Source organism: Sphingomonas sp. NFR04 (genome assembly GCF_900114095.1).
GTDB lineage: Bacteria > Pseudomonadota > Alphaproteobacteria > Sphingomonadales > Sphingomonadaceae > Sphingomonas.
In genome coordinates this window covers 99,687-123,472 of sequence record NZ_FORV01000001.1, presented here as the reverse complement: position 1 = coordinate 123,472, position 23,786 = coordinate 99,687, and the positions used below count along the sequence as shown (strand labels likewise).

22 protein-coding genes and 1 tRNA gene are annotated in these 23,786 nt (G+C 68.0%); 11 read left to right on the top strand and 12 right to left on the bottom strand.

Translation table 11 applies throughout. From position 1 onward, the window contains the following. Positions 1-9: 9 nt before the first annotated feature. From dnaG to BM009_RS00585, 3 genes are read right to left on the bottom strand one after another with little or no spacing between them, the layout of a single operon-like run. Complete coding sequence (gene dnaG / locus BM009_RS00595; RefSeq protein WP_093292729.1) at positions 10-1,905, bottom strand: DNA primase; 1,896 nt, start codon at positions 1,903-1,905, stop codon at positions 10-12. Continuing rightward, the gene (locus BM009_RS00590; protein ID WP_093292727.1) at positions 1,905-2,411 is read right to left on the bottom strand and encodes an endonuclease domain-containing protein; all 507 of its coding nucleotides are present in this window, start codon (positions 2,409-2,411) and stop codon (positions 1,905-1,907) included. Before BM009_RS00590 ends, dnaG begins: the two co-directional genes overlap by 1 nt. 51 nt (positions 2,412-2,462) lie before the next feature. After that, positions 2,463-2,915, bottom strand: a complete 453-nt coding sequence (locus BM009_RS00585) for a GatB/YqeY domain-containing protein (RefSeq protein WP_093292725.1) — start codon at positions 2,913-2,915, stop codon at positions 2,463-2,465. A gap of 143 nt (positions 2,916-3,058) precedes the next feature. Here BM009_RS00585 and carA point away from each other — a divergent pair, with 143 nt between their 5' ends. The 5 genes from carA (at position 3,059) to BM009_RS00560 (ending at position 9,423) form a co-directional block, all read left to right on the top strand. Beyond that, positions 3,059-4,330 (top strand): glutamine-hydrolyzing carbamoyl-phosphate synthase small subunit, encoded by a 1,272-nt coding sequence (gene carA, locus BM009_RS00580; protein WP_093292723.1) that lies wholly within the window; start codon positions 3,059-3,061, stop codon positions 4,328-4,330. Next, positions 4,327-4,689, top strand: a complete 363-nt coding sequence (locus tag BM009_RS00575; protein ID WP_093292721.1) for a ribonuclease E inhibitor RraB — start codon at positions 4,327-4,329, stop codon at positions 4,687-4,689. The genes carA and BM009_RS00575 overlap by 4 nt, the downstream gene beginning before the upstream one ends. Then, positions 4,689-8,018 carry a carbamoyl-phosphate synthase large subunit gene (gene carB, locus BM009_RS00570; protein WP_093292719.1) on the top strand — a complete coding sequence of 1,110 codons (3,330 nt, stop codon included), beginning with the start codon at positions 4,689-4,691 and terminating at the stop codon, positions 8,016-8,018. The genes BM009_RS00575 and carB overlap by 1 nt, the downstream gene beginning before the upstream one ends. Positions 8,019-8,311: 293 nt before the next feature. After that, entirely contained in the window at positions 8,312-8,788 is a 477-nt protein-coding gene (gene greA / locus BM009_RS00565) for a transcription elongation factor GreA (RefSeq protein ID WP_093294525.1), read from the top strand. Between the two features lie 8 nt (positions 8,789-8,796). Beyond that, entirely contained in the window at positions 8,797-9,423 is a 627-nt protein-coding gene (locus BM009_RS00560) for a rhomboid family intramembrane serine protease (RefSeq protein WP_093292716.1), read from the top strand. Between the two features lie 138 nt (positions 9,424-9,561). Here BM009_RS00560 and BM009_RS00555 read toward each other — a convergent pair whose 3' ends face one another. The 3 genes from BM009_RS00555 to BM009_RS00545 are packed head-to-tail and all read right to left on the bottom strand — an operon-like array spanning position 9,562 to position 12,854. Further along, on the bottom strand, positions 9,562-11,382 hold the full coding sequence (locus BM009_RS00555) for a DUF885 domain-containing protein (protein WP_093292715.1): 1,821 nt from the start codon (positions 11,380-11,382) through the stop codon (positions 9,562-9,564). A gap of 21 nt (positions 11,383-11,403) precedes the next feature. Next, on the bottom strand, positions 11,404-11,862 hold the full coding sequence (locus tag BM009_RS00550) for an NfeD family protein (protein ID WP_093292713.1): 459 nt from the start codon (positions 11,860-11,862) through the stop codon (positions 11,404-11,406). 8 nt (positions 11,863-11,870) lie between these two features. Continuing rightward, positions 11,871-12,854, bottom strand: a complete 984-nt coding sequence (locus BM009_RS00545; RefSeq protein ID WP_093292712.1) for an SPFH domain-containing protein — start codon at positions 12,852-12,854, stop codon at positions 11,871-11,873. 51 nt (positions 12,855-12,905) lie between these two features. On the opposite strand from BM009_RS00545, the gene BM009_RS00540 reads away from it, so the two are divergent. The 3 genes from BM009_RS00540 (at position 12,906) to guaB (ending at position 15,708) form a co-directional block, all read left to right on the top strand. Next, complete coding sequence (locus BM009_RS00540) at positions 12,906-13,724, top strand: HpcH/HpaI aldolase/citrate lyase family protein (protein ID WP_093292710.1); 819 nt, start codon at positions 12,906-12,908, stop codon at positions 13,722-13,724. 49 nt (positions 13,725-13,773) lie between these two features. Continuing rightward, the gene (locus BM009_RS00535; RefSeq protein ID WP_093292708.1) at positions 13,774-14,172 is read left to right on the top strand and encodes a hypothetical protein; all 399 of its coding nucleotides are present in this window, start codon (positions 13,774-13,776) and stop codon (positions 14,170-14,172) included. Positions 14,173-14,250: 78 nt separating this feature from the next. Beyond that, positions 14,251-15,708 carry an IMP dehydrogenase gene (gene guaB / locus BM009_RS00530; RefSeq protein WP_093292706.1) on the top strand — a complete coding sequence of 486 codons (1,458 nt, stop codon included), beginning with the start codon at positions 14,251-14,253 and terminating at the stop codon, positions 15,706-15,708. A 5-nt stretch (positions 15,709-15,713) separates the two neighbouring features. On the opposite strand, the gene BM009_RS00525 is transcribed toward guaB, so the two are convergent. Then, positions 15,714-17,444 carry a GGDEF domain-containing protein gene (locus BM009_RS00525; RefSeq protein WP_254772091.1) on the bottom strand — a complete coding sequence of 577 codons (1,731 nt, stop codon included), beginning with the start codon at positions 17,442-17,444 and terminating at the stop codon, positions 15,714-15,716. 143 nt (positions 17,445-17,587) lie between these two features. On the opposite strand from BM009_RS00525, the gene BM009_RS00520 reads away from it, so the two are divergent. Together BM009_RS00520 and BM009_RS00515 are read left to right on the top strand one after the other, a co-directional pair. After that, entirely contained in the window at positions 17,588-18,775 is a 1,188-nt protein-coding gene (locus BM009_RS00520; RefSeq protein ID WP_093292703.1) for an RsmB/NOP family class I SAM-dependent RNA methyltransferase, read from the top strand. 29 nt (positions 18,776-18,804) lie between these two features. Continuing rightward, positions 18,805-19,302, top strand: coding sequence for a tetratricopeptide repeat protein (locus tag BM009_RS00515; protein ID WP_093294523.1), 498 nt, complete (start codon positions 18,805-18,807; stop codon positions 19,300-19,302). Positions 19,303-19,307: 5 nt separating this feature from the next. Here BM009_RS00515 and BM009_RS00510 read toward each other — a convergent pair whose 3' ends face one another. Continuing rightward, a complete protein-coding gene (locus BM009_RS00510; protein WP_093292702.1) occupies positions 19,308-19,805 on the bottom strand; it encodes a hypothetical protein in 498 nt (165 codons plus the stop codon). Between the two features lie 83 nt (positions 19,806-19,888). Here BM009_RS00510 and BM009_RS00505 point away from each other — a divergent pair. Then, positions 19,889-19,965: transfer RNA gene (locus BM009_RS00505), tRNA-Arg, on the top strand. 46 nt (positions 19,966-20,011) lie between these two features. Here the strand turns inward: BM009_RS00505 and BM009_RS00500 are convergent. From BM009_RS00500 to BM009_RS00485, 4 genes are read right to left on the bottom strand one after another with little or no spacing between them, the layout of a single operon-like run. Further along, positions 20,012-20,224, bottom strand: a complete 213-nt coding sequence (locus tag BM009_RS00500; protein ID WP_093292700.1) for a hypothetical protein — start codon at positions 20,222-20,224, stop codon at positions 20,012-20,014. A 59-nt stretch (positions 20,225-20,283) separates the two neighbouring features. After that, the gene (locus tag BM009_RS00495; RefSeq protein ID WP_175487843.1) at positions 20,284-21,543 is read right to left on the bottom strand and encodes an N-succinylarginine dihydrolase; all 1,260 of its coding nucleotides are present in this window, start codon (positions 21,541-21,543) and stop codon (positions 20,284-20,286) included. Then, complete coding sequence (locus BM009_RS00490) at positions 21,543-22,559, bottom strand: arginine N-succinyltransferase (RefSeq protein WP_093292698.1); 1,017 nt, start codon at positions 22,557-22,559, stop codon at positions 21,543-21,545. The genes BM009_RS00495 and BM009_RS00490 overlap by 1 nt, the downstream gene beginning before the upstream one ends. Next, the gene (locus BM009_RS00485; protein WP_093292696.1) at positions 22,556-23,764 is read right to left on the bottom strand and encodes a hydrolase; all 1,209 of its coding nucleotides are present in this window, start codon (positions 23,762-23,764) and stop codon (positions 22,556-22,558) included. The genes BM009_RS00490 and BM009_RS00485 overlap by 4 nt, the downstream gene beginning before the upstream one ends. Positions 23,765-23,786: the final 22 nt, after the last annotated feature.

The following is a 23,786-nucleotide window of genomic DNA, read 5'->3' as shown; positions in this document are numbered from 1 at the left end:
ACACCGCCTCTATTCCTCAAAAACGCCGTCTTCCGCAAGCATCAGATTGGCAAGCCGATCCTGAAGCTCCTGCCGCTGCCGCGAAAGCGCCACCTGGCGGGCGAACGCTTCCTCGGTGCCGTCGCGCATCAGCGCAGCGGTCGCCTCGGCGAGAGCCACATCGACGGCGGGCTGCGCCGCCATCACCGCGATCGCCTCGCCCAGATCTTCGCGCGCCTTCGCCACGTCGGCTGCGGGCCGCGTGAAGGAGAAGGGGAGCGTGTCTGCACGGAGCAACTCGCTTGCCACTGAATCGAAACCGGACCGAGCCAATATGGTGAGGAAATCCTCGCTATCAAGTTGACGAGACGCCGGATTGGTAAGGGCGACCTCGACAACGGCTTCGAATAGCCGGCCCAGCGCCCCCGATGCACTACGCAAACTCCCCAGTATCTCCATATGCCGGGCGATCTCGGCCGGGTGGCGGATCAGCCCGGCAAGCACCGCGCGTGCCAAGATGGGATCGAGCCCGCTGGCATGCACGCCCTTGATCAAATGCGAGGGCGGCGGCTCGGGCGGCTGCCAGCCGCCGCGGGCGTTGCGGGTGCCGCGCTGCTGTTGGCGGGCAGGGGCGGGGCCGCGCTGGTCCTTGCGGAACTCCCGGGGCCCCCGGCCGAACTGCTGGTCGGTCCGCGCACGAAATTCCGAGAGATATTCGTGCTTTACGTTCGGATCTTGAATCTGCTCTGCAAGCTCGGTGAGGCGGCGCTTGAGGCCTGCGCGCTGCTCCGGCGTATCGAGCGGACCGGCGGCGACTTCGCTGGCCCAGAGGCGATCGACCAGCGGCTCGGGTCTGGCGAGCAGCGCCTCGAACGCGGCGGGCCCCTGCGCGCGGACGAGATCGTCCGGGTCGAGGCCCTGGGGCAGGGTGACGAAGGCGAGGCTGCGGCCCGGCGCGAGCATCGGCAGTGCGCGGTGCGCAGCGCGCAGGGCGGCCTTCTGTCCGGCGCTGTCGCCGTCGAAGCAGAGCAGGGGGACTTCCGACAGCCGCCACAGCCGCTCGAGCTGGTGCTCGGTCAGCGCGGTGCCGAGCGGGGCGACCACCTCGCCGAACCCGGCCTGGGCGAGCGCGATCACGTCCATATAGCCTTCGACCGCGATCACCCGATCGGCCTTGCGCGCGGCGGCCTGGGCGCGATCGAGATTGTAGAGCGTACGGCCCTTGTCGAAGAGCGGGGTCTCGGGGGAGTTGAGATATTTGGGCTCGCCCTCGCCGATGATGCGGCCGCCGAATGCGATCGTCCGCCCGCGCACGTCGCGGATCGGGATCATCAGCCGGCCGCGGAAGCGGTCGTACGGTTCCTTGCCTTCGACCGCGATCAGCATGCCGGATTCGACCAGCATCGGATCGCCATACGCCTTCAGCGCCTCCTTGAGCTTGCCGCGCGAATCGGGGGCGAAGCCGAGGCCGAAGCTGCGGGCGATCTCGGGGGTGATGCCGCGGCGCTGGAGCACGGCGCGTGCCTCGGCACCTTCGATGCCGTTCAGCCGCTCGGTGAACCAGGTCGCGGCGTCGCCCATCAGCTCGTGCAGGCCCTTGGCGCGCTCGGCCTTCTCTGCGGCGCGGCGGTCCTGCTCGGGCATGTCGAGCCCAGCGGTCTGGGCGAGTTCCTTCACCGCATCGATGAAGGGCAGGCCGCGCTGGTCGGTCATCCAGCGGATGGCATCGCCATGCGCGCCACAGCCGAAGCAATGGTAGAAGCCCTTGTCGTCGTTGACGTAGAAGCTGGGCGTCTTCTCGTTGTGGAACGGGCAGCAGGCGCGAAACTCCTTGCCCGCGCGCTGGAGCTTCACCGACTTGGCAATGAGGGTGGACAGCGTGGTGCGGGCGCGGAGCTCGTCGAGGAAGGCGGGGGTGAGGGACATTATTGGCTTCCCCGGGGGGGCTTGCTCAGCCCCTCCCCCGACCCCTCCCGCAAGCGGAAGGGGTGCGCAGGCCGCGACGCTTCGGCTCCATCGCTCCCCTCCCGCATGCGGGAGGGGTTGGGGGAGGGGAGTTCGCCGCTTGGTACTGGCTGTCGCGATGGCCGCGCCTGCGCCATCGCGGCGATCACCCGCTCGATCTCGGCAACCACGCCGTCCAAATTGCCGAGCACGTCGTTGTTCCAGAACCGCACCACGCGATACCCTTTCGCTTCTAGATATCGCGTCCGTCGCGCGTCCTCTGCGGCGTTCACTGCATGTTGCCCGCCATCGACCTCGACGACCAGCTTCAAACTTCGCGCCACGAAGTCACAAACATAGGGCGGGACCTTCACCTGTCGGTTGAACCGCACCCCGCCGACTTTCCGCGCGCTCAATGCCTGCCACAGCGCCAGTTCGGCATCCGTGGGGTTGTTTCGCATATGGCGGGCGTGGGTGCCTGGTTCCATTCCCTCCCCCGAACTCTCCCGCAAGCGGGAGGGGAGCGCAGGTTGTGATCGTCAGGAAAGCGCCGCCTTCACCAGCGCGCTGGCCTTGCTCATGTCGAGCTGCGCCGCGTGGCGCGCCTTCAGCTCGGCCATCACCCGGCCCATGTCCTTCATGCCGGCCGCGCCCAGCTCGGCCTTGATCGCCTCGATTGCCGCCGTCGTTTCCGGCTCGCTCATCTGCGTCGGCAGGAAGCGCTCGATCACCACCACCTCGGCGGCTTCGGCATCGGCGAGCTCCTGCCGGTTGCCCTTCACATACATCTCGATCGATTCGCGGCGCTGCTTGACCATCTTCTGCAGCACCTCGACCACCAGCACGTCGTCGTCCTCGGGGGCCTTGCCGGTGCGGGCCTCGATGTCGCGGTTCTTGATCGCGCTCTGGATCAGGCGGATCGTGGCGGTGGACGCCTTGTCGCCGCCCTTCATGGCGGTCACCAGCGCAGCCTTGATGTCGTCGCGAATCATCGTTTCTCTCGATCTTTTTACGGTAAGCCGGGAACCATAGCGGACCTGCAAAAAACTTAACAGATTGACGCATCCGGCCATGGGGGCTAGCGGGCGGCCCTTAGCGACATCGTCAAAACCCTATGCAGGAGTGCCCGCCCCAAATGGCCGACGCCAAACCCTTGTCCATGCCCGTTGGAGCCACGGGCGTTCTGGTTCTGGCGAGCGGCGAGATATTGTGGGGTCGAGGATTCGGTGCCGAAGGCGATGCCGTCGGCGAGGTGTGCTTCCACACCGCGATGACCGGCTACCAGGAGATCATGACCGACCCGAGCTTCGCCGGTCAGATCATCAATTTCACCTTCCCCCACATCGGCAATGTCGGCGCCAACCCCGACGACATCGAGGCCGATGACCCCCATGCGCTGGGCATGATCGTCCGCGAGGACGTGACCGAGCCGTCGAACTTCCGCAGCACCGAGCATCTCGATGCCTGGATGGCGAAGCACAAGCGGATCGGCCTGTCCGGCATCGACACCCGCGCGCTCACCCGCCGCATCCGGGTGGGCGGCGCGCCGAACGGCGTGATCGCGCACTCGAAGTCCGGCAATTTCGACCTCGACGCGCTGCTCGAAAAGGCACGCGCCTGGCCGGGGCTGGAGGGCATGGACCTCGCCGTCACCGTCTCGTGCGAGACGCATTTCGGCTGGGAAGGCGGCGTGTGGAAGCTCGGCGCCGGCTATGAGAACACCTCTCCCCTCCCGCTTGCGGGAGGGGCCGGGGGTGGGCGCTCGGCCTCCTCGACGAACACCGCTGGTGGAGAGGGTGGGCCCACCCCCAACCCCCTCCCGCAGGCGGGAGGGGGCTCGAAGAAGCGCCCGCAGGTCGTCGCGATCGACTATGGTTCGAAGCGCAACATCTTCCGCAACCTGGTGAAAGCCGGCGCGGACGTGACCGTGCTGCCCGCCACCGCGACCTTCGAGCAGGTGATGGCGTTCAATCCGGACGGCTTCTTCCTCTCCAACGGCCCTGGCGATCCCGCTGCGACCGGCGAGTACGCCGTGCCGGTGATCCGCCAGCTGCTCGAGACCGGCAAGCCGCTGTTCGGCATCTGCCTCGGCCACCAGCTGCTTGGCCTCGCGGTGGGTGCTGAGACCACCAAGATGTTCCAGGGCCATCGCGGCGCCAACCATCCGGTCAAGCGACTGGAAGACGGCGCGGTCGAGATCACCAGCATGAACCACGGCTTCGCCGTCGAGCGCGAGAGCCTGCCGGCCAATGCGCGCGAGACGCATGTGTCGCTGTTCGACGGCTCCAACGCCGGCATCGAACTCACCGACCGACCCGCGTTCAGCGTGCAATACCACCCCGAGGCCAGCCCGGGCCCGCAGGACAGCCTCTATCTGTTCGAGCGGTTCGTGGGGATGATGGCGTGAACCTGCCCCCGTTCGATCCCGCCCGCTTCGAGGAAGAATGGGCGCAGGATCAGGACGTGCTGCAGAGTCTCGCTGCCAACGGTGACAACCCGGCGATTGCCCGCCCCGTGGACGTCAGCTTCCAAGGCTCAGGCAAGGCGCTTGCTTCGCTCGAAGAGGCCGCCGAGGAGCTGGGTTTCACCGTGCTGGGCGACGAGCGAAGCGAGGACGGAACCCTCTCGCTCTTCCTTGAACGAGAACAACGCACCGACGAAGCATCGATACGCGCTCTAACCGAGCTCTGCCTGCGGATAGAGGCGTATTTCGGCCTGGAATATGATGGCTGGGGCTGCGTCGCAGAAACTGGAATGAAACACTGATGCCCAAGCGCACCGACATCTCCTCCATCCTCGTCATCGGCGCGGGGCCGATCGTCATCGGTCAGGCGTGCGAGTTCGATTATTCGGGCACGCAGGCGATCAAGGCCCTGAAGGAAGAGGGCTATCGCATCGTCCTGGTCAATTCGAACCCGGCGACGATCATGACCGATCCCGAGCTGGCCGACGCGACCTATATCGAGCCGATCACGCCCGTGGTCGTCGCCAAGATCATCGAGAAGGAGCGGCCCGACGCCGTCCTGCCGACGATGGGCGGCCAGACCGCGCTCAACACCGCGCTCGCGCTGTTCCGCGACGGCACGCTGGAGAAGTTCGGCGTGACGATGATCGGCGCCGATGCCGATGCGATCGACAAGGCCGAGGACCGGCTGAAGTTCAAGGACGCGATGACCAAGATCGGGCTCGAAAGCGCCCGCTCGGCGATCGCGCACACCGAGGCCGAGGCGCTGACCGCGCTCGACTATGTCGGCCTGCCGGCGATCATCCGCCCCAGCTTCACCATGGGCGGCTCGGGCGGCGGCATCGCGTACAACCGCGAGGAATTCATCGCGATTGTGCGCTCGGGGCTCGACCTGTCGCCGACCACCGAGGTGCTGATCGAGGAATCGCTGCTCGGCTGGAAGGAATATGAGATGGAGGTCGTCCGGGATCGGAACGACAATGCCATCATCGTCTGCTCGATCGAGAATATCGATCCGATGGGCACGCACACCGGCGATTCGATCACCGTCGCGCCGGCGCTGACGCTGACCGACAAGGAATACCAGATCATGCGCAACGCATCGATCGCGTGTCTCCGGGAGATCGGCGTCGAGACCGGCGGTTCGAACGTGCAGTTCGCGGTCAATCCCAAGGACGGCCGCCTGATCGTCATCGAGATGAACCCGCGCGTCAGCCGTTCCTCGGCACTGGCGTCCAAGGCGACCGGCTTCCCGATCGCCAAGGTCGCGGCCAAGCTGGCGGTGGGCTATACGCTCGACGAGATTGACAACGACATCACGGGCGCGACGCCTGCGAGCTTCGAGCCGACGATCGATTACGTCGTCACCAAGATCCCGCGCTTCGCCTTCGAGAAGTTCAAGGGCGCCGAGGCGGTGCTGGGCACGGCGATGAAGTCGGTCGGCGAAGTGATGGCGATCGGGCGCTCGATCCACGAATCGCTGCAGAAGGCGCTGCGCGGGCTGGAAACCGGCCTCAGCGGCTTCAACGATGTCGACCGGCTGGTCGGCGCGCCGCGCGACGTGATCGAGGCGGCGCTGACCGTCCGCTCGCCCGACCGGCTGCTGATCGCGGCGCAGGCGATGCGTGAGGGCTTCAGCGTCAAGGACGTCCAGCGCTTCACCAGCTACGACCCCTGGTTCCTCGAGCGGATCGCCGAGATCCTCGACGCCGAGAAGGACGTCGCCACCAACGGCCTGCCGCAGGACACGGCCGGCATGCGCCGCCTGAAGGCGATGGGCTTCAGCGACAAGCGCCTGGCCTATCTGGCGCTCAAGTCGGTCAATCTCCGCGCGGGCAGCGAAGTGATGGCGCGCAGCTCGGGCCTGATCGGCGAGGTGGCCAATGCCATCTCGGGCGGCGTGACCGAGGCCGAGGTGCGCAAGCTGCGCCACCGGCTGGGCGTGCGCCCCGTGTTCAAGCGGATCGACACCTGCGCGGCCGAGTTCGAGGCGAAGACGCCGTACATGTACTCGACCTATGAGGCGCCCAGCTTCGGCGAGCCCGAGAACGAGGCCGAGCCGAGCGACCGCCGCAAGATCGTGATCCTGGGCGGCGGCCCGAACCGGATCGGGCAGGGCATCGAGTTCGACTATTGCTGCTGCCACGCCTGCTTTGCGCTGGCCGATGCCGGCTATGAGACGATCATGGTCAACTGCAACCCGGAGACGGTGAGCACCGACTATGACACCTCGGACCGGCTCTATTTCGAGCCGCTGACCGCCGAGGACGTGCTCGAGATCCTCGAAGTCGAGAAGTCGAAGGGCGAGCTGGTCGGCGTGATCGTCCAGTTCGGCGGCCAGACCCCGCTCAACCTCGCCAAGGCGCTGGAGGATGCGGGCATCCCGATCCTCGGCACCAGCCCCGACGCGATCGACCTGGCCGAGGACCGCGAGCGCTTCGCCGATCTCGTCGCCAAGCTGGGCCTCAAGCAGCCGGCCAACGGCATCGCGCGCAGCCGCGACGAGGCGGTGCGCGTGGCCGAGCGGATCGGCTATCCGGTGCTGATGCGGCCGAGCTATGTGCTCGGCGGCCGGGCGATGGAAATCGTCGACAGCCTCCAGCAGCTCGACGACTATATCCAGACCGCGGTGCAGGTCTCAGGCGACTCGCCGGTGCTGATCGACCAGTATCTGCGCGACGCGATCGAGGTGGACGTGGACGCGATCGCCGACGGCACCGATGTGGTCGTGGCGGGCGTGCTCCAGCATATCGAGGAAGCCGGCGTCCATTCGGGCGACAGCGCCTGCTCGATCCCGCCCTACAGCCTGCCCGCCGAGATCATCGCCGAGATCGAGCGCCAGACGGTGGCGCTGGCCCGCGCGCTCAAGGTCAAGGGGCTGATGAACATCCAGTTCGCGGTCAAGGACGGCGAGGTCTACCTCATCGAGGTGAACCCGCGCGCCAGCCGCACGGTGCCCTTCGTCGCCAAGGCGATCGGTGCGCCGATCGCCAAGATCGCCAGCCGGGTCATGGCGGGCGAGAAGCTGGCGAACCTGCCGGTGATCGATCGCGACATCGATTATATCGCGGTGAAGGAAGCGGTGTTCCCCTGGGCGCGCTTCCCCGGCGTCGATCCGGTGCTGTCGCCCGAGATGAAGTCGACCGGCGAGGTGATGGGCATCGACAAGGACTTTGCGACCGCCTTCGCCAAGTCGCAGCTCGGCGCCGGCACCATCCTGCCCGATGGCGGCACGGTGTTCGTCAGCGTCAAGCAGGGTGACAAGGCCGTGGTGCTGCCGGGCGTGAAGATCCTGGCCGATCTCGGCTTCAAGATCATCGCGACCAGCGGCACCGCCGAGTTCCTCGCCGCCGAGGGGATCGCGGTGGAGACGGTGAACAAGGTGGCGCAGGGCCGCCCGCACATCGTCGATCGCATCCAGGACGGCGATGTCGCGCTGATCTTCAACACCACCGAAGGCTGGCAGTCGCTCAAGGACTCGATGAGCATCCGCGCTTCCGCCCTGGCGCAGAAGGTGCCGTATTTCACCACGGCCCCGGGCAGCGTCGCGGCGGCACGGGCGATCGCGGCGATGCGCAGCAACCCGATCGAGGTGCAGCCGATCCAGGCCTATTTCGCCTCGAGGGGGTGAGGGGACACTCTAAAGCCCCTCCCCTTCAGGGGAGGGGTTGGGGTGGGGCAGGGTCTCACCGAGACCAACCGATGTTCTGGAATCCCTCCACCCCAACCCCTCCTCCGAGGAGGAGGGGCTAAGTGCAGGCAGTCCGCTCAATTATTGCGTTTTCCTCCCCCCGCCTTGATGTTTTTCGTCTCGCATCTTAATATTCGCGTTCGCACAATGGATTTCCCCAACCGATGTAAGTGTGCGGACGTCGTTTTCGGGCGACGGTCGGTACCGGGGGTGTATTGAAGGACAAGGGCGTTATGGCGACCGTCGAGAAGATGCCGATGCTGGCGGAAGGCTATCAGAAGCTCAACGAGGAGTTGAAGCGGCTGAAGGCCGAGCGGCCGTTGATCGTGGACGCGATCGAGGAAGCGCGCGCACACGGCGATCTCTCCGAAAACGCCGAGTACCATGCCGCCAAGGAGCGGCAGGGCCAGGTCGAGGCGACCATTGCCGACATCGAGGACAAGCTGAGCCGCGCCCAGATCATCGATCCCAAGGAGCTTTCGGGCGACAAGATCGTGTTCGGTGCGACCGTGACGCTGCTCGACGAGGACGACAAGCCCGTCACCTACCAGATCGTCGGCCAGACCGAGGCGGATGCGAGCAAGGGCCGCATCTCGTACAACTCGCCGATCGGGCGGGCGCTGATCGGCCGCAAGGTCGATGAAGAGGTCGAGGTGTCGGTGCCGGCGGGCGACCGCTATTATCTGGTCTCGAAGGTCGAGTTCATCTGAGGCCTGCCATGCCGAAGCTCAGCGCCACGACGGTGATCGTCGCCGTCACGGTGGCGGTGAGCCTGATCGCCAATTTCGCGCCCAATGCGGTGCAGATCCAGTTCGCGGCGGGGTTCATCCCGGCGCGGCTTTCGGGCGGTCTGCTCCTGTCGGGGCCGCTGGTGCCGGTGTGGCTGACGCCGCTCAGCTCGGCGCTGATCCATGGCGGGCTCGCCCATCTCGGCATGAACATGCTGATGCTCGGCTTTACCGGCCGCGAGGCCGAGCGTGCGATCGGTGCCAAGGGCATCGTCGCGCTCTATCTGATCGGCGCCTATGTCGCATGCGGCGCGCAGTGGCTGGCGGGCCCGATGTCGACCGCGCCGATGATCGGCGCCAGCGGAGCGAGTTCCGCGGTGGTCGGCGCCTATTCGCTGCTCTACGGCCGCCAGCGCGCCAAGGCGATTGGGCCGATCCCGGCGCAGGTGGTCCACATCGCCTGGCTCGCCGCTGCCTGGGTGGGCGTCAACCTCCTGATGGGTTTCGCCTTCCTGCAGGGCGGCGTGACCGTCGCGATCTGGGCGCATATCGGCGGCTTCCTGCTCGGCCTGGCGCTGGCCCGGCCGATGCTGCTCTGGCGCTGGCGCCACGCGTAAGGGCGTCGAGCGCCAGCCTTTTCAGCCGTCATCCCGGCGAAAGCCGGGATCCAGTCGCCTCTCCCTATCAGCAAGAGCTGCAGCGGTGACCCCAATGGATCCCGGCTTTCGCCGGGATGACCTTTGGAGGAGAGGGGCTCACCCCTTCCGCTGTGCGATGTGCCGGTCGATCACATGGCCGAGCACCGTCATCGGCACGTTCCCGCCGAGCAGCACCGCATCGTTGAACGCCCGGAAGTCGAACCGCTCGCCCAGCGCAGTCTTGGCCTGGGTGCGCAGCCGGTTGATCGCGGTATGGCCAACCTTGTAGCCGCAGGCCTGGCCCGGCCAGGAGCAATAGCGATCGACTTCGCCCTGCACCTCGTCCTCGGACGAGCCGTTGGCCTCGACGAACCAGCGGATCGCCTGTTCGCGGGTCCAGCGCTTCGCATGAAGGCCGCTGTCGACCACCAGCCGGCAGGCGCGGAAGCCCAGTGACTGGAGATAGCCCAGCTTCGCCGCCGGGTTCGCGGCATAGACGCCCAGCTCGTCGGCCAGCTGCTCGGCATAGAGCGCCCAGCCTTCCGAATAGGCGTTGAACTGCAGGAGCGAACGGATCAGCGGCATCTTGAAGGTATATTCGCCCTGCCAGGCATGGCCGGGGATCGCCTCGTGATAGGCGAGGTCGGGCAGGCTGAACCGCGTCCAGATGCCGGTCGAGCGCAGATTGACCCAGAGGCGGCCGGGCACCTTGCCGTCGATCGTGCCGGGGCCGCCATAGGCGCCGGCCGCACCTTCCTCCTCGACGATCGGAATGCGCTTCACCTCGACATTGCCCGGCACCAGCGTGTGGAAGGCCTGGGGCATGCGGGTGCGCATGTCGTCGATGCTCTTCTGAAGGATCTGGATGATCTCCGCGCGGCCGGCATCGGTCTCCGGAAAGGCGAAGCGCTTGTCGGTGGCGAGCCCGCGCATGCGCGCGCCGACCGAGCCCTGCGTATAGCCGAGCGTCTTGAGGATCGTGTCCATTTCGGTCTGGAGCTCGGCGAGCTGCGCCTTGCCCATCGCATGGACCTCGTCGGGCGACATGGTCGTGGTGGTGCCCGCGCTCAGCGCCCAGGCATAATAGGCGTCGCCGTCCTTGAACTTCCACACGCCGGCATCGGAGGTGGCATGGGCGCGCTGCTTCTCCAGCTCGGCGATCTGGCGATCGAGCGCGGGGGCGATCTGCTCGGCGGCGATCTTGGTCGCGCGCGCGTCATAGCCGCCCGGCATCTTGGTGGTGCGCTTGGCGAGCGAGGTCACCACGTCCCATTTCGCCGGATCGCCGCTGCGGGCGAGGCGGATCTGCTTGAGGCATTTGTCGAGCAGGAAGTCGGGCGCGATCACCCCCACGCTCGCCGCCTGCTGGAGACGCACCGTCTCGCCGTCGAGCGCACCGGCATAGGCGACAAGTCGGTCGCAATAGGCATCGGCATCGTCGCGCGTCGCGATCTGGTGATCGCTGTCGAGCGTCTTGGGGATGTCGATATAGGCGCCGACATTCTGGATCACGACATAGGGCGTGTTCCGCCAGCTCCCCACCGCGACGTCGCCATAGGGGAAGGCCATGCCCCTGAGGCCGCTTGCATAGGCGGTCTGGATCACGTCGAGATGGACGCGCATCTCGGGGCTGACCGCGTTCACGTCAATCCGCTCGATCTCGGCCAGCGTCGCCTTGAGGTGCGCCGCCATCTTGGCGACGCCTGCGGGCGTGCGGTCGCCGAGCCGGTGCTTGAGCGCGGCGCGTGCGCCCTTGTCGATGCCGAGACTGGTCGCGCCCTCGGGGTTGAGGACCAGCAGCGCCTCGGCGGTGCGGTCGATCAGCGCCTGGGCCTGGGCTTCGGCGGGACCGGCAGCGGCGAGCGCGGGGCGCGCGGCCGCGGAGGTGGCGAGCAGGGCGCTCGATCCGAGCAGCACGTCGCGACGGGTAGGTTGCATCAATTCGACCTCGGTTTGTTTTCAGTTCTGGGGAAGGGTGGGAAGCGGCTCGACACGGAGCGTCGCGCCGGTGGCGCCGGTGATCCGCACGCGGGCGCCGGTGGGAGCATCGGGCCCGCGTGCCGGCCATTCGCCGTCGCCGACGCGCACCCGGCCGCCATGGTCGCTCACCGGCTCGACCACGGTGACGACCTCGCCAACTAGCCGCGCGACGCGGTCGTTGAGCAGCGGATCGGCGCTCTGCACGGGGAAGTCATGATACCAGCGCCGGCCGATCAGCACCGCAACAGCCGACCAGCCGGCGAAGCCGAGCAGTTGCCCGGCAAGCGGCAGGTCCGGGAACAGCAGCGCGAGGCCGCCCATGATCGCCGCCGCGGCCGCGAGGAACACCAGGAACACGCCCGGCACCGCCAGTTCGGCGATCCCCAGCACGACCGCGGCGATCAGCCAGAGCAGGGGCGGGTGCTGCAGCCAGTCCACCTAGGCGATCAATCCTGCTGGTCGAACGGACCGGGACGGCGGGCCGGCGGCGCGGGCGGGGCGGGGGCCTTGGGGGCGCCGCCAGACAGCGCGTCCCGGGCCAGCTCGCCGATGCCGCCCAGCGTGCCGATCAGCTGGGTCGCCTCGACCGGGAACAGGATGGTCTTGGCATTGGGCGAGGTCGCGAACTTGCCGACCGCCTCGACATATTTCTGCGCGATGAAATAGTTGAGCGACTGGGCGCTGCCGGACTCGATCGCGTCGGACACCAGCCGGGTCGCCTCGGCTTCGGCCTGGGCGGCGCGCTCGCGGGCCTCGGCGTCGCGGAACGCCGACTCGCGGCGGCCTTCGGCCTCCAGGATGCGTGCCTGCTTCTGGCCCTCGGCGCGCAGGATCTCCGACTGGCGGCTGCCCTCGGCCTCGAGGATGTTGGCGCGCTTCTCGCGCTCGGCCTTCATCTGTCGCCCCATTGCGTTGACGATATCGGCGGGTGGGCGGATGTCCTTGATCTCGACGCGGGTGATCTTCACGCCCCAGGGGGTGGTCGCATGGTCGACCACCGAGAGCAGGCGCGCATTGATCTCGTCGCGCTTGGACAGCGTCTCGTCCAAGTCCATCGAGCCCATCACGGTGCGCAGATTGGTCGTGGTCAGCTGGAGCAGCGCGACATACAGGTCCGACACTTCATAGGCAGCCTTGGCGGCATCGAGCACCTGGAAGAACACCACCCCGTCGGTGGAGATCATCGCATTGTCCTTGGTGATGATCTCCTGGCCGGGAATGTCGATCACCTGCTCCATCATGTTCACCTTGCGGCCGACACGGTAGAAAAAGGCGGGGTAGAAGTTGAAGCCGGGTGCGGCGACGGTGGTGAACCGGCCGAAATGCTCGATCGTGTACTGATAGCCCTGGGTCACGATCTTGACGCTGGCCAGCAGGTAGAAGAGCACCAGCGCCACCAGACCGGCCAGAAACACGAAAAGCACGTCCATACGCCCCGACTCCCCTCGCAATGGGGCCTAGTGCTAGCATAGAGAGGCGCGATGACCAGCATGGCTCTCGCCCCCCGCACCGCCCTGTTCCTGCCCGCATCGAACCCGCGTGCGATCGCCAAGGCGCGCACGCTCGCCTGCGACATGGTGATCCTCGACCTCGAAGATGCGGTGAAGCCCAAGGACAAGGATGCGGCGCGCGACGCGGCCGTGGCGGCAGTGGCGGAAGGCTTTGACGGGCGGATCGCGGCCATTCGGTTGAACGGCGCCGACACGGCGGAGCATGAGGCAGATCTCGCCGCGGCCGCGCGCTCGGCGGCGGATCTCATCGTCGTGCCGAAGGTAGAGGATGCCGCCAGCATCGCGCGGATCGCCCCGGCGGCCGGCAAGCCGATCCTCGCGATGATCGAAACGCCGGCCAGCGTTCTTGCCGCCGCTTCCATCGCGGCGGTGCCGGGTGTCGCCGGGCTGATCGCCGGGACCAACGATCTCAAGGCAAGCCTCGGCATTCCCTCGGCGGCGGGGCGGGGCGGACTTTCGCTGGCGCTGCAGACCGTGGTGCTGGCGGCGCGCGCCGGAAATGCCTGGGCGCTCGACGGCGTGTTCAACGCGCTCGCCGATGCCGAGGGGCTCGCTGCCGAATGCCGCGAGGGCCGCGCGCTAGGCTTTGACGGCAAGACGCTGATCCATCCGGGACAGATCGCGATCGCGGCGGAGGCGTTTGGCGCGACCAACGACGAGATCGCCGATGCGCGCGCCTTGCTCGCTGCCGCCCAGGGCGGTGCAGAGCGCTTCCGCGACCGGATGATCGAGGCGATGCACGTGGCCCAGGCGCGGGCTCTTCTGCAACGTGCTCGGGAGGCCGAATAAATCTTCCTGCTCGCGACCGTCCCGTCTGCCGTTCTTCTATGTCTATTGTATGGGCAATCTGCACGAGCTCGACAGCACGCTGCTCCAGGCGATCGGGGCGATCGAAGCGCTGCTCGCCTTGCCCTGCTGCGATGTCGCCGAGCTTTCCCGCATCCGCTACCAGACCGCGCGGGCCGTCGCGGCCCGCCGCCGGGCGATGGACCTGCTGTTCAATGGCGCAATGGCGGAAGGTGGTGCCCGCGCAGAGGCGGTGCAGTCGTTGCGCGCCGGCAATTTCGAAATGCGGATGTTCTACACCGACCATACCATCGCCTGGCCCACGGCGCGTGCCGTCGCGGAGTGGCCGGCCTATGTCGCGGCCTCGCGCAAGCTGGCCGCGGTGATCCGCCGGCAGGTGGAGGTGGAACGCGCGCTGCTCTACCCGGAACAGCCTCGCGTCGACGCCTGACGCTCCCCCTCTAGCGCATCCGCACCCTTGCGGTTACATGGGCCGCCAACATTCGACTCAAGGATTTGGCGCACCCCCATGGAAATCCCTCTCGGCTTAACGTTCGACGACGTCCTCCTCTATCCGGGCGAATCCGAAATCGTGCCGAGCATGGCGGATACGCGCACCCAGGTGACCAAGGGCCTCGCGCTCAATATCCCGATCCTCTCCTCGGCGATGGACACCGTCACGGAAGCCGACATGGCGATCGTGATGGCGCAGCTCGGCGGCATCGGCGTGCTCCACCGCAACATGGAAGTGGAGGAGCAGGTCGAGGCGGTTCGCCTGGTTAAGCGCTTCGAGAGCGGCATGGTCGTCAATCCGATCACCATGGCGCCCAATGGCACGCTCGCCGACGCACAGGCGCTGATGGCGCGCCACCGGATCAGCGGCATCCCGATCGTCGAGGCCGACGGCAAGCTGGTCGGCATACTCACCAACCGCGACGTCCGTTTCGCCGAGAACCCGGCGCAGCGCGTCTCCGAGCTGATGACGCACCAGAACCTCGCTACGGTGAAGCTGGGCGTGGCGCAGGAGGAGGCACGCCGCCTGCTCCACCAGCGCCGCATCGAGAAGCTGCTGGTGGTGGACGACGCCTATCGCTGTGTCGGCCTGATCACGGTGAAGGACATCGAAAAGGCCGTCACCTATCCGCACGCTACCAAGGATGCGACCGGCCGCCTGTGCGTCGCCGCGGCGACGACCGTGGGTGACAAGGGCTTTGCGCGCACCGAGGCGCTGGTCGACGCCGAAGTCGACTTGATCGTCATCGATACCGCGCACGGCCATAACAAGGACGTCAGCCGCGCGGTCGAGCGGGTGAAGAAGCTCTCCAACCGCGTCCAGGTGATCGCCGGCAACATCGCGACCGCCGAAGCCGCACGCGCGCTGATCGGCGCGGGCGCGGACGGCCTCAAGGTCGGCATCGGCCCGGGCTCGATCTGCACCACCCGCGTCGTCGCAGGCGTCGGCGTGCCGCAGCTCACCGCGGTGATGGATGCGGCCAACGAAGCCGCCAAGTCGGGCATCCCGGTGATCGCAGACGGCGGCATCCGCACTTCGGGCGACATCGCCAAGGCACTGGCCGCCGGTGCGAGCGCGGCGATGATCGGTTCGCTGCTCGCGGGCACCGAGGAAGCGCCGGGCGAGACCTTCCTGTACCAGGGGCGTGCCTACAAGTCGTATCGCGGCATGGGCTCGGTGGGCGCGATGGCCAAGGGCTCGGCCGACCGCTATTTCCAGCAGGACATCAAGGACCAGCTCAAGCTCGTCCCGGAAGGCATCGAGGGCCAGGTCCCGTACAAGGGCCCGGCACGCGACGTGATCCACCAGCTGGTCGGCGGCGTGAAGGCGTCGATGGGCTATGTCGGCGCGGCGACGCTGCCCGAGTTCCAGCAGAAGGCGCGCTTCGTGCGCATCACCAATGCGGGCCTCAAGGAAAGCCACGTCCACGACGTGACGATCACCCGCGAGGCACCCAACTACCCGACGCGCTGAGCGCGCTAGCCGGTCGCGGCGGGCCTTTGCGCGCTCGCGACCGGCGGCGGCACCGTTTCGGCATGGCGGACCTGGTTGCGGCCGCCGCCCTTCGCTGCATAGAGCGCGCGGTCTGCTTCGCGATACAGCTTGGCGAGGTCGACGCGGTTGCGTCCTTCGGCCACCCCGATGCTGATCGTAACCCGCTGGTCGCCGATCGCGGCGCGATGATCGCAGGCGGCAATTTCCTCGCGCACCAGCTCGGCAAAGTCGAGCACGGGCGGGACCCCGGATATGGTCAACAGCGCGAACTCCTCGCCGCCCAGCCGGGCGACGGTGCACAGCGGGCTCTCCCATTGCGCCAGCCGTGCGGCGATCGTGCACAGCACGATATCCCCGGCGTCATGGCCATGCTCGTCGTTGATCGCCTTGAAACGGTCGATGTCGACCAGCAGCAATGCCACGGTGGCCTGGCTGCGCGCCGCGGTGGCGATCAGCGCTTCGGCCGCATCGAAAAAACCCCGGCGGTTGCGGATCGCCGTCAGCGGATCATGCTCGGCGAGCCGGCTGGCGCGCGCCTCGGCGGCGCGGGCAAGGTCGCGCTCGGTGCGCATGCGGGCGAGCCGGCGGCTCGCGGCGAACGATAGCCACAGCGTCTGCCAGGCCGAGGCGAACAGCACCAGGATCTGCGCGCCGCCGCCCCAGAAGAAGGTGCCGATATCGATCACTTGCGTGAGCGCCAGCGCTGCCATCGGCACCGACCAGGCCGCAAGCAGGTCGCGCGCCTCCGCGCTGCCGCGGCGGGCGCCGACGATCAGGCATGCCAGCACCGCCACCAGATTGCCCAGCACCGCAGCGGCGAGGGGCGGCGCGATGCTCTCGATCAGCGGGCCGCGCGCCAGCGTCGCCGGGATGCCGATCACCGCGACGGCGATGCCGAGGGCGAGTGCGGTAGCGCGCAGCACACTCGGGATCCGCTCCTTCTCCAGCGCGCTCGTTGCGCTTAGCGTGGCGAGCAGGATGGAGAGGGCGGACAGCGCGGTGCAGGTCTGCGCCGCCAGCGTCCCCGCCAGGCCCGGCGCGAGCAACAAGCCGAATTGCGACCAGATCGCGCCCCATACGCAAACCGTTGCGGCCCAGGCGCCCTGCCAGCCCAGATAGGCACGGCGCGTTCCGAAGGCGAGCGACAGGTTGTACACCGCGCCCGTCAGCAGCAGCGTAAGTGCGGCTCCGATCAGGGCGCCGAGGACGGCGGTTTCGATGCCCGCTTCGCCTGTGTGCACCAACCGCAGCCGCAACAGCTGGGCACTCGCCAGCCGGTCGATCCGCATCGTGATCGAGCGCAACGGGGTCTTCAGGTCGCGCGGCGTGAAGGCGATCTGGGCGCCGGGGCGCCAATGGTCGCCGAAGTTACCGGCGCGAACCTCTTGCCACTCGATGCTGCCATCGGCGTAGCGAAAGGCGACGGCGAGCCGATCGAACCGCGTCTGGTGAACAAGCAGCGTCGCGGCCTCGCCGCGGATGTCATAGCGCTGCGGATCCAGCTGCAGCCATAGCCGCGCCGGCTGGTAGCCGGCGGGCTTTTCCCCGCAGCGGAAGCGGATCGCAGACAGCGCCGCGCTCGGCCCGTCCATAGGCGACGCGGCGGTACACATGCGCGAGTCGAGCGGGATCGGCACCGCATAAGCCGCCGCCGGCACGAGCAAGCAGCCCAGCAGCAGCACCCGCCAGCCACGAAGCAGAGCCCGAATCGCCACGCCACGCACCGAACTCTTCCCCACGATCCCCAAATCGCACCCCATGCGAAACCCGGGGTGTACAAAGGATTGCGCTCGCTGGCTATCCGCCATGAGGGGCGGGCGCTTTGCATTCCGCGGGCGTTCGGCCTAGCGCTGCCGCCATGACTCCTGCCGCACGTGTGCAAATGGCGATCGAGCTGCTCGATCAGGTGATCGCGGCTGCGCGCAACCGCGGTGCCGCGGCCGACATAATCCTGGCGCGCTGGTTTGCCGAGCGGCGCTTCGCGGGCTCGAAAGACCGGAGGGCGGTCCGCGCGCTAGTCTATGATGCGATCCGGCGCTGCGGCGAGGTGCCGGTGTCCGGCCGCGCGGCGATGCTGGCGCTCGCCCAGACGCAGCCGGCACTGGCGGCGCTGTTCGACGGCTCGCGCTACGGCCCCGCTGCGATCGCCGAGGGCGAGCCGGTGGCGGGGCAGGGCATCGCGCCGGCCTGGCTCGAAGCGGCGTTCGAGGCTTCGGGGCTCGATGCGGACGAGCGCGCAGCCTTGCTCGATCGCGCCCCGCTGGACCTGCGGGTCAACCGCCTGAAGACGACACCCGAAACCGTGGCAGCGCTGTTCGACGGCGCCGAGCGCCTCGCCTTCGCGCCCGATGCGCTGCGGCTGCCCGAGGACACGCCGGTCGATCGCAGCGAAGCCTATGCCGAGGGCGCCTTTGAGGTGCAGGATGCCGGCAGCCAGCTGGTCAGCGCGCTGGCGGGTGCGGCGCCGGGGATGACGGTGATCGATCTCTGCGCGGGCGGCGGCGGCAAGACGCTGGCGCTGGCGGCGGCGATGGCGAACCAGGGCAAGATTTTAGCCTGCGACGTCGACCGGCCGCGCCTTTCCAAGCTGATGCCGCGGGCCGAGCGCGCCGGCGTGACCATCGCCGAGACGCTGCTGCTCAACCCCGGTCGCGAAGCCGAAGCGCTGGCGGATTGGCGGGAGCAGGCGGATCTCGTGGTTGTGGACGCGCCCTGTTCGGGCACCGGCACCTGGCGGCGCAACCCGGAGGCGCGCTGGCGGCTGACCCCGGCGCAGCTCGATCGCTATGTCGATACCCAGGCGCATCTGCTCGATGTGGCCGCGCGGCTGGTGCGGCCGGGCGGTGCGCTGGTGCACATCGTCTGCTCGCTGCTCGATGCCGAGGGTGCGGGGCAGGTCGAGCGGTTCGTCGCGGCGCAACCGGGCTGGGTGCCCGTGCGGCTCGACGCGACGGCAGGGAGTCCGCGCGGCGAGGGGCTGCGGCTCACGCCGCTGCACGACACGACCGACGGGTTTTTTGTCGCGAAGCTGGTGCGGCAATGCTAGCCCATCGCCATGGAGTTTCGGAGATGTTGATGCGGTTCACGACGATCTCGGTAGCGGCGGCGCTGCTGGTGCTGACGGTTTCGACCAGCCTGAGCGCGCAGCGGCCCGACAGCCAGCTCGAACCCCGCTCGGTCGAGCTGGTGCGCCAGGCGCGCAGTGCGCAAGGCGCGGGCAACCTCGGCGGTGCCAATGATCTGCTCGAAAGCGCGCTGGCGGTCGATCCGCGCAACCGCGAGGCGTTCGTGCTGCTCGCCGACATCGCGCGGACGCAGAACCTGCCCGGCAAGGCGATCCGCTTCTATGGCGAGGCGCTCAAGCTCGATCCCAACGACGTGACCGCGCTGCGCGGCCAGGGCGAGGCGATGGTCGCCAAGGGTGCGATGACCCGCGCCAAGGACAATCTCGCCAAGATCAAGACGATCTGCAAGACGGGCTGCGCCGATGCGACGATCGCCAAGGGCCCGCCGCCGACCCCGACGCCCGTTGCCGCCAACGACAACGCCGCCAAGGACGCGGCCAAGCCCTAACGGGTTCAGCCGGGGGCGATCGCCGCCTCCAGCGCCCGCGCGCGGCTTTCCTGCGCAGCGACGATGGCGGCGCCGCGATCCATGGCGGTCTGGAGCGCCGGATAATCGGGCTGGCCGCTCTGGGCGCGCTCGATGCGCAGCTGGTCCATATCGGCAAGCGTCACCGCGGTGCGCGAGCGCAGCCCGTCGAGCACGCTCAGCGCGGTCTGCGCGTCGAGCCATGGGCTCGTACCCGCCGCCTGTCCGTGGGCGCGGGTGACCTTCGCCTCGGCATCCTTCGCCGCTGTCTGGAAATCGCGGTCGGCCGACTCGATTGCGGCAGTGAGCGCGGCGATTCGCGCGTCGAGTGCCGCATCGGGAGTCGCCTGCGGGATGGGGCGCTCCGGCTCCGTAAAATTCAGCCCTTCGTTCGCGCGCGGCAGCAGCGAGGGATAGCGCGTGGTGGGCTGGGCGCAGCCGGTGAGCAGCGCGGCGCCGACGGCGAGAAGGGGGAGCGATCGCATGGGCTTGCCATATGCTTGTGGAAAACTTGGCGCAACGGGGTTGCGCTCCCTGACATCCGCCGATAAACGCTCGCCTCCACCAGGCGCCCGTAGCTCAGCTGGATAGAGCATCAGACTACGAATCTGAGGGTCGGACGTTCGAATCGTTCCGGGCGCGCCACTCCCCCGCCAGAGCATCTGCTCGGCGGGGGTTTGTGTTTCTGGGCTCAGGCGCGCACTTCGAGGCTGTCGAGGATCTTGCCGCCGGCCATGAACACCGCGATCGGGCACACCGCGAACAGCAGCTTGCCGCCCAGGCCCGGATACAGGCTCATATAATGGAAGCCGCGTTCCACGGCGCCGTTGGCGAGCCCGAAGATCACCAGGAAGGCTTCGAACTTCGACTTGATCACGAAGAGGCGGCCGATGCGGTACAGCATGGCCGCCACGCAGCAAGCCGCGTGCCAAGCGCCGAAAAGCGTCGGTTCTCAGACGGTGATCATGGTAAAGTGTCAATTAACCCGACAAGGTCGAGCACATCGAGCAGTGCCGCGCGGGCGGCTTCGATGCGGGCGACCAGCGCCGGGTCGGCAATGGCGCTCGGGTCAATCGCCACGGGCCAATGCGCATCGATGACCGCAGCGATGCGGTCGAGCTTGGCGGCATCGACGAGGAAGCGCGGGTCGACAGTTGCCGGATCGGCGACGACGCGCAGCCGCAGGCACGCAGGGCCGCCGCCATTGGCCATGGATTCGCGCACATCGACCACCTCGACCCGCCGGATCGGGCCGTTGCCGGCGACGTGCGCCTCCAGCCAGTTCCACACGGCCGGGGTGTCGCGGGCCTCGGTGGGTACGATCAGCACGGTGTCGCCGCCGGGCGCGGTGACCAGCTGGGCGTTGAACAGATAGGAGGCGATGGTGTCGGCGAGGCTCACCTGGTCGGCGGGCACTTCGACGATCTCGACCTCGGGCATTGCTGTGCGGAGGCGCTCATAGAAGCGCTCCTTGTCGGCAAAAGCCTGTTCGTGCGCGAACAGCACCCTGCCGTTCGCCACCGCGACGACATCGTTATGGAAGGCACCGGCGGCGATCGCTTCTTCCGATTGCTGGACGAACAGGGTGCGTTCCGGATCGAGCAGGTGCCGCCGCGTGACCGCAGCGCTTGCATCGGGATGCTGGCGGGCGGGGAAGGGGCCCCCAGCGATGCCATAGACGAACACCTCCACGCCCGGCGCGTCGTGCGCAGGTGCGAGGCGCATATGGTTGGCCGCGCCTTCGTCGCCAAAGGGTGCCGGCACCGGTCCGTGCACGGCAAAGGCAGGATCAGCAAAGGCGAGGCGGAGCTGCGCCAGCGTCTCGGGCCATTCGTGGCTGCGATGGGGCATCGTCACCAGATTGGCGACGCTCAGATGGCAGCGGCCGTCGGCGGTATCAGGCGCGGGCGAGACGGTGGCGGCATTGGCTGCCCACATCGGCGAGGCGGAGAGCGCCTGCGCCTGGCTGTGCGGCGGCGCCTGCTCGTAGCGGAGCCCGAGCTGGGCCAGCCAGCGATGGTCGGGGCGAGCATGCGGGAGCAAAATGCCCTGGTGCAGCCCGAACGCGAGATTGGCGCGCATCTTGGCGATGCCCTGCAGCGCCGCCGCGCGCGGGTGCGCCACGGCGCCACGGTTGCGCGTCGCGGCCAGGTTGCCGGGGCTGAGGCCGGCATAATTGTGGCTGGGCCCGACGATCCCGTCGAAATTGATCTCCATCAGCATCAGCGGGCTACCCACAGCACGCTGTCGCCCACCGACAGCCGCAGCGCCTCGGCCGAGACCGGATCCAGCACGATCCCGCCTTCCGACGGGGTGATCTGCGCGAGCGCCGACTGGAACTCGGACAGGTTCCCCGAGGCGACTAGCGACGGCTCGCCGCCGCCGGCGACTGCGGTGATGGTCGCGCGCTGCGTCTCGCGCACCGTCTTCACCTGGTCGGTGCGCGCGGTCATGGTCGGACCGCCATCGAAGATGTCGATATAGCTTTCGAACGCAAAGCCTTCATTTTCCAGCATCCGCATCGCGGCACGGCCGGAGGGGTGGGGCAAGCCGATCACCGCGCGTGCATTCTCGGGGAGCATTGCGGTGTAGACCGGGTGCTTGGGCATCAGGTCGGCGATGAATTGGTTGCCATGGGTGGCGTTGAACTCGTCCGCCTGCTGGAAATTCATCCCGAAGAAGCGTCCGGCGACGCCGTCCCAGAAGGGCGAGCCACCGGCCTCGTCAATCACGCCGCGCAGTTCGGCGAGGATGCGGTCGGCGAAGCGCGCGCGGTGCTGGGCGATGAACAGGTAGCGCGAGCGTGCGAGCAACAGCCCCAGCCCGCCGGCGCGCTCGCCCGGGTGGAGGAACAGGCCGCCGACTTCGCTGCACCCTTCCAGATCGTTTACCAGACTTAAGATCTCGGCGCGGAAAGTGCGCTTAAGCTCCTGACTATGCTTGGTAACCGTGCCGATGCGATAGCTGTAGAACGGCCATTTGTCGCCGACCCGGGTGAAGATCTGGCAGGTGCCGCGCACCTCCCCGGTCTCTACATTTTCGAGAATCAGCACGAACAGGTCGTCGGAGACCTCCGCATCCTCGCCGCGCGCAAAGGCCGCATGGCTGCGGTCAAGCTTGGCGCGCAGGGCGGGCTTGTCGGGCGGCAAATTGGTGAAACCGCCGCCGGTTAGCTTTGCCATTTCATACAGATGCTGAAGATCCTCGTCGCGGGCGGCGCGGATGCGGAAGCTGCTCATGGCCGGCCCCGCTCGGCGAGACGGAGGAGGGTGAGGACCGAGAGCGCGGCGCGCTCGGGCAGGCTTTCGCAGATCAGAAATTCCTCCGTGGAATGGATGGCGCCGCCGCGGGCGCCCATGGTGTCGACCACCGGCACCCCGCAGGCGGCGATGTTGTTGCCATCGCACACGCCGCCTGTCGCCTTCCAGGCGATCGGGATGCCCATATCGGCGCCGGCATCGCGGACAAGATCGAACAGGCGGGCGGCGGCGGGGTCGATCGGCTTGGGCGGACGGTTGAAGCTGCCGTGCAGTTCGATGCGCACCTCGTGCGCGGCCGAGACCTGCGCGATCGCCGCGTCGAGCGCGGCCTGGGCGCGGGCGGTTGCGGTCGCGTCGCTGGGGCGGAAATTCACGCGCAGGATAGCGAGGTCGGGCACGACATTGTTCGGGCCGCCGCCATCGATCCGCGCGGGATTCACCGATAGCCCGGGTGCTTTCGCGTCCGCCAGCATCACCGCCAGCGCCGCCGCGGCGACGAGCGCATTGCGGCCTTCTTCGGGGTTGCGCCCGGCATGGGCGCTGCGGCCATGGACGACGAGCGAGAAATTGCCTGTCCCACCTCGGGCGCCCGCGAGCGTTCCGTCGGGCAGCGCCGGCTCATAGGTGAGGGCTGCGGCCTTGCCCTGGGCAACGCGGGCGATCAGCCCCCGCGAGGAGAGCGATCCCGTCTCCTCGTCCGAATTGATCAGCACCGTGTACCCGAAGCGCTCCGCCAGCGGGCTCGCCTCGGCAGCTTCGAGTGCGGCGAGCATCAGCGACAGGCCGCCCTTCATGTCTGCGGCTCCGGGGGCGTTGAGGCGGCCGTCCTCCAACCACTGCGCCTGCTGGAAGGGGTGGTCGGCGGCGAACACCGTGTCCATATGGCCGGTGAGCAGCAGCTGTACCGGCGCCTCGGGGCGCACCTTCAGAAACAGGTGGCGGCCATGGACCAGCGGCTCGACGACGCCGCCCGGGGTCACCGTCTCCACCGGCTCCGGCTCAACCAGCGCAAGCGCACCGGGCAGCACAGAAAAGGCGTCCGCCAGCGTCGCCGCCATGGCGGACAGCCCCGCCAGGTTGCGGGTGCCGCTGTTGATCGCCGCCCACTCCAAGGTCCTCTCCAGCATCGGCGCGGCTTGCGCGCGCTCGATCGCCGTCCGTTCGATCGCGGATAGCATGGTCATGGGTGGGTGGTAGCGCGGAACC